This is a genomic window from Coleofasciculus sp., from assembly GCF_046539235.1.
Classification (GTDB): Bacteria; Cyanobacteriota; Cyanobacteriia; order Cyanobacteriales; family Coleofasciculaceae; genus Coleofasciculus.
The window spans coordinates 1-6,087 of sequence record NZ_JBKHHI010000410.1; the positions used below are offsets into that span (position 1 = coordinate 1).

4 protein-coding genes are annotated in these 6,087 nt (G+C 46.9%); 3 read left to right on the top strand and 1 reads right to left on the bottom strand.

The window, feature by feature from the left end; all coding sequences use genetic code 11:
* Positions 1–19 precede the first annotated feature (19 nt).
* Both proS and ACLFWI_RS25455 read left to right on the top strand, forming a co-directional pair.
* Complete coding sequence (gene proS / locus ACLFWI_RS25450; protein ID WP_446415241.1) at positions 20–1,825, top strand: proline--tRNA ligase; 1,806 nt, start codon at positions 20–22, stop codon at positions 1,823–1,825.
* 19 nt (positions 1,826–1,844) lie between these two features.
* Positions 1,845–3,383, top strand: a complete 1,539-nt coding sequence (locus ACLFWI_RS25455) for a hypothetical protein (protein WP_446415238.1) — start codon at positions 1,845–1,847, stop codon at positions 3,381–3,383.
* Between the two features lie 384 nt (positions 3,384–3,767).
* On the opposite strand, the gene ACLFWI_RS25460 is transcribed toward ACLFWI_RS25455, so the two are convergent.
* Positions 3,768–4,055, bottom strand: coding sequence for a hypothetical protein (locus ACLFWI_RS25460; protein WP_446415239.1), 288 nt, complete (start codon positions 4,053–4,055; stop codon positions 3,768–3,770).
* A 341-nt stretch (positions 4,056–4,396) separates the two neighbouring features.
* Between ACLFWI_RS25460 and ACLFWI_RS25465 the strand changes: the two genes are divergently transcribed.
* Positions 4,397–6,087 (top strand): NAD(P)H-quinone oxidoreductase subunit F (locus ACLFWI_RS25465; protein WP_446415240.1); only part of this gene is annotated, 1,691 nt, incomplete at its 3' end.

Here is a 6,087-nt window from a genome sequence, read left to right on the forward strand (position 1 = left end):
CAAAAAAGGGAACCTCACGATGCGACTCTCTCAAATGCTACTCGTCACCCTCCGGGAAGACCCAGCCGAAGCCGAAATCCCCAGCCATAAACTCCTGGTTCGCGCCGGCTATATCCGTCGCATCGGTAGCGGAATCTACGCTTATCTCCCCCTGATGTGGCGCGTCTTACAAAAAGTCTCCCAAATTGTTCGGGAAGAAATGAACGCCACTGGCGCCCAAGAATGCTTACTTCCCCAACTCCAACCCTCTGACCTGTGGCGAGAATCCGGGCGCTGGGACACCTATACTAAAGCCGAGGGGATCATGTTCGCCCTCACCGATCGCCAAAACCGAGAACTGGGACTCGGACCCACTCACGAAGAGGTGATCACCACCATCGCCCGGGAGATGATCCGTTCCTATCGCCAACTTCCCCTCCACCTCTACCAAATTCAAACTAAGTTTAGAGATGAAATCCGCCCGCGCTTTGGACTAATGCGGGGACGAGAATTCATTATGAAAGATGGCTATTCCTTCCACACCGATGAAGAAAGCCTAAAAAAAACCTATCAGGACATGGATCAAGCCTATCGCAACATGATTACCCGTTGCGGTTTAGCCTTTCGCGCCGTGGAAGCTGATCCTGGCGCAATTGGCGGTTCTGGTTCCCAAGAATTTATGATTCTGGCGGATATTGGCGAAGATGAGATTCTCTACACTGAAGATGGGAACTATTCTGCCAATGTGGAAAAAGCTAGTTCCCTCCCGGCGGATGCGGAACCGTCTCCCTTTGAGACTTACGAAAAACGGGAAACCCCCAATACACCCACCATCGACTCCCTGTGTAAATTCCTCAACTGTTCCCCAACCAACGTCTTGAAAAACGTCCTCTATCAAGCCGTTTATGACAATGGGATGACGGTACTGGTAATCGTCAGTATCCGAGGCGATCAAGAGGTTAACGAGGTAAAACTGCAAAATGAGTTAATTCGTTTAGCTGATCAATATAATGCCAACGCCCTCATCGCCTTAACCGTTCCCGACGCCACCACCCAGGCAAAATGGGCGTCTAAACCCCTCCCTGTCGGCTATATCGCCCCAGATTTAGATGATGATTATATCCGCCCAGCTAGCGATGTAGCGCCGCGATTTTTACGCTTAGTTGATAACACAGCCGTTGACTTGAAAAATTTTGTCACTGGGGCGAATGAAACCAACTATCACGTCGTTGGTGCGAATTGGGGTGAACCCTTCGCCTTACCTAAACAGGTGGTAGATTTGCGGACAGCCAAAGCAGGAGATCGCGCGATTCATGATCCTAGCCAAATCCTGCACAGCGCTAGGGGGATTGAAGCTGGACATATCTTTCAGTTAGGCACAAAATATTCTAAAGCCATGGGTGCAACCTACACCAACGAAGCGGGGGAAGAAAATCCCTTGTATATGGGATGTTATGGTGTAGGCGTATCGCGACTGGCGCAAGCGGCGGTGGAACAATCCTATGATAAGGATGGAATTATTTGGTCACCCGCGATCGCACCCTACCACGCGATTATTACCGTTCCCAATATCTCCGACGCCAAACAGATGGACGCCGCCGAGACACTTTACCAACAGTTATGGCAAGCTGGTGTAGAAACTCTACTCGATGATCGCGATGAACGGGCGGGTGTGAAGTTCAAAGACGCCGATCTGATTGGCATTCCCTATCGTATCGTCACCGGGCGATCGCTCAAACAGGGTAAAGTGGAAGTTGCAGTGCGGGCAACTCACCAGTCTCAAGAATTGCCCCTGGATCAGGTTGCTTCTACGATTAAACAATGGCTTGATGCGGCATTAAGGTAACCTCCCAAATTAAACTGAAATGAATAAGGCAGCACTGACTCGATTCATTATAGTGGCACTTTATATTTCTGCCTTTATTGGTGTTATCTTGGGTCTAGTCGGTGGATTTCAGACAGGTATTGCCTGTACTGCCATTGTTTTTTTCTCAATTCTTTCCTATAAGTATCCCCGCATTGGATTATGGGGACTGCTGATTTATCTTCCTTTCAGCGGGAGCATTATTTATTCGCTGGGCGATGTTTACCAATCCCTGGGTGAGAAAATCACCTACTCCGGGAATCATCCCCTATTTCATTTAATTAAAGATGCATTTTACCTTCCCGCCCTAATCGCCCTGATTCAGTCGCGGGATTCGTTCTGGAAACTCCTACCGCGATCGATTTTCAAACCCTTATTAATCGCGATCGCACTTGTGCTAGCGGTGGCGTTAATCACGTTCCTACTGGTCAATTTACCACAGGAGTTTGATCCTCAGGTTAAAGGAAGCCCGTTTCTGATGGGAATTCTGGGATTAAAAGGGCTGGTGGGGTATATTCCCCTACTTCTGTGTGGATATTATCTAATTCGCGATCGCACGGATTTATTTTTCCTAACTCGCTTGCACCTGATTGTGATCCTCATCTGCTGTAGCTTGGCGTTCCTCCAATATCTGTGGCTGGTTACCGGTTTATGTCCCAGTAACAATAGTTTGACTGGAGATGCTGTCTACAGAGCCAGTTTACAGGCAAGATGTTTAGTCGGCGGTTCTCTGTTATACAATCCTCAAGTTGGGTTAATTCGCTTACCTGGAACATTTGTCGCACCGTGGCAATGGGGTTGGTTTCTGATTTCCAGCGCTTTTTTCACTTATGGGGCGAGTGTTAGTGATCCGTCTCGTCGTTGGCGATTCGTGGGATGGGTGGCGATGGTTGCAGTCTTGGCGGCGGCGGTAATTTCGGGTCAACGAATTGCCTTGGCGATCGTTCCGGCGACGTTTGTGCTGTTATTATTACTCACGGATCGGCATAAAGGATGGCTACCGATTAAATTAGGAGTTGGTGTTCTTTTAGCGATTTGGATTACTCAAACCTTGGGAAAGGTAGAAGAACGGGTGATTAGTTTTGTTGATCGCTGGGAGGCGTCTCCACCTCATAGGTTTATGCTAGATCAATTTCAGTGGGTGTTGAGTAAACAAGAGGGATTATTAGGTCATGGTTTAGGACGAGCGACTAATGCGGCGCGTCGCTTGGGGGAAACTCAACTGATTGAAACCTATTATGCCAAATTGTTTTATGAAATTGGTCCGATTGGGGTTTTGGCTTTCCTGGCGCTGGTTTCTTTGCTGACGTTTCTTACGTTTAAGGCATATCGGTCGGTGCAAGATGCGTCTTTACAACGGTTAGGGTTGTGTCTTTGGGTCTTTGTTTTGTTTATTAGTTATAACACCTATTATTATCCTCTGGCTGTCGATCCGGTGGAAGTTTATTATTGGTTTTTTGCGGGGGTTTTACTCAAGTTACCGCGACTTGATGATCCAGTAGGTTCTGAAACAGTATGTTCTGATCAGAAAGACGCTTAGCCTAGAACACAGGGTAGGGTACACGTCAGTGCGCCCCTACAATCGGTTTTCTATATTACCGGGGTTTTAAAACTTGCCAAAGGATAAAAATAGTAAAGCTGATATAGCCACATACGACGATCCAATCCTGCCAATTATTATAAGTGAAAGCGTTATTACTCATTGGGATTATAGATTTAAGTTTGAGGTTAGGCGACAGGGCGACCCGAGTCGATTGAGTGGATTGGGGTTGTTCATTGATATCAGCGGGTCGCCCCTACAAATGTTTATTGATGTTGGTAGTTAGCCTCTACAAATGTTCATTGATATCAGCGGATTGTATCTAGACATTATAATTTTTTTTTAACGCTAACTATTTTGATATCAAAGAATGCCTGGGAGATTCTAAAAGAAACTACAAATAAACTCTCCAGCGCCGTCCGGTTCAAATGAAACCACCAATCCATCCTGGCGAATCCGGGTGCGATCGCGACAATTATATATCTCTACAGGACGTTTTACTCCATCAATACTCACGGCGACTCGATACTGCCAATAATACTTGGCGGAGCGCTTGATACTCAGGATACAAATATGGTGATCCTTGATTGTGCGACACACCGACGCCTCAGCCGAAAATGCCACCGCCCACGATAATACCAATAATCCCAGTACAGCTATCCATTTTCCCATAACTTCGTCTTATGTCTTATGTCAGGGAATAGGGAATAGGGAATAGGTAAGGTAGAGTGTTGAGTTAACTTCCCCAGCTTCCCCAGCTTCCAGACGTAGCATGCTACGTCTCTACATTGCTCCCTCATCTCCCAGCGCTTTGATAGATGGGGATTATCGCTGCGATTGTCAAATTGTCTAATTGCTTTGTTTAAACTTTACCCTTGACCCATTACACTATACACTAAGCTTAGAAAACTTAAAAAAAATTAATCGTTAAGTAAAAATACCTGTCTATCAGGGTTTCTTCAGGTTCAATACCACTGAAGAGAGGCTTTGTATACACCCACGAGGTCATGTCGATGACTCAGTTTTTCCTTGACTCTGCCTGGTTAATACCTTGCTATGCCCTATTAGGTGCAATTTTAGCCGTCCCTTGGTCTCCGGCGATTATCAATCGTACCGGACCGAGACCCGCAGGCTATATTAATCTGTTGATGACCTTCATTGCCTTTTTGCATGGGGTATTGGCATTACTCGCCATCTGGAATCAACCAGCCCAATCGGTTGTGATTCCGTGGCTACAAGTGGTTGATTTGGATTTATCCATTCCCCTAGAAATCTCGGCGGTTACGATTGGGGCGACAATGGTAATCACTGGGTTGAACCTCTTGGCACAAATTTATGCCATTGGTTACCTAGAAACCGATTGGGGATGGGCGCGGTTCTATTCCTTTCTGGCATTGTTTGAAGCGGGAATGTGCGCCCTTGTCCTTTGCGATTCCTTGTTTTTTAGCTACATTATCCTGGAAATTCTCACTCTGGGAACCTATCTTTTAGTCGGATTTTGGTTTAATCAATCCTTGGTGGTAACCGGGGCGAGAGATGCATTCCTGACCAAACGGGTGGGAGATTTAGTCCTATTAATGGGCGTGATTGGTATCTATCCGCTGTCCCAAACTTGGGATTTTCCTCAATTGGCAGACTGGGCAAGTAGCGTTAATCTTGATCCGAAAGTAGCCACATTGGTGGGTTTGGCATTAATTGCCGGTCCGATGGGTAAATGCGCTCAATTTCCCCTGCATTTATGGTTAGATGAAGCCATGGAAGGACCAGTTCCTAGTACCATTCTACGGAATGCTGTGGTGGTGTGTACGGGGGCGTGGGTGTTGATTAAACTGCAACCCGTTATCGCCATATCTCCCGTTGCGATATCCGCCGTCATTTTAATTGGTGCGGTAACCGCCGTGGGTGGTACGATGGTCGCGATCGCACAAATCGATATTAAGCGTACTCTGTCCTATCTGGTTAGCGCTTATCTAGGATTGGTGTTTATTGCGGTGGGTACGGGACAAATCCAAACCGCCCTGTTATTAATGTTGACCTACGCTGTCGCCATGGGGTTATTGGTGATGAGTACCGGGACGATTATTTGGAACAGTATTACTCAGGATGTGACGCAATTGGGCGGATTATGGACAAAACGCCCAGCTTGTGGCTTATCTTACTTGGTGGGGGCGGCTGGATTGATAGCGGTTCCGCCTCTGGGCGGATTTTGGGCGTTTTTACAGTTGGGAGATTCTCTGTTTACCAGTCACCCGAAATTATTTGCCCTGTTGTTAGTGGTAAATGCGTTAGCCTCGTTTAGTCTATTCCGTGTCTTCGGGTTAGTCTTTGGTGGCAAGCCTAAACAAATGGCACAGCGATCGCCTGAAGCACATTGGCCCATGGTCTTCCCTATGATACTGCTAATGGGGTTTACACTGCACGTTCCTTTACTGTTAGCCACCTGGAATCTGTTACCGGAATGGGTAAGCGTGAATCCGACGGTGGCGGGTTCGTTGGTGTTGTCGAGTGCGATTGGTGGCGGTGCAGCAGCGTATCTGTATCTGAGTAACCAAGTGGAAAAGCCGATTCGATTTGGTTCAAAGGCGTTGCAAGACTTTTTTGCTTACGATTTATATACCCAAAAGTTGTATCGGGTAACGATAGTGTTTCTGGTTGATTTGATTTCGAGAACGATTTCTTGGGTTGACCGTTATATTGTGGATGG

What these genes read in the sequence shown, in the direction of transcription:
- proS (WP_446415241.1), top strand. Translation starts at nt 20, where the DNA reads ATGCGACTCTCTCAAATGCTACTCGTCACCCTCCGGGAAGACCCAGCC.
- ACLFWI_RS25455 (WP_446415238.1), top strand. Translation starts at nt 1,845, where the DNA reads ATGAATAAGGCAGCACTGACTCGATTCATTATAGTGGCACTTTATATT.
- ACLFWI_RS25460 (WP_446415239.1), bottom strand. Translation starts at nt 4,055, where the DNA reads ATGGGAAAATGGATAGCTGTACTGGGATTATTGGTATTATCGTGGGCG.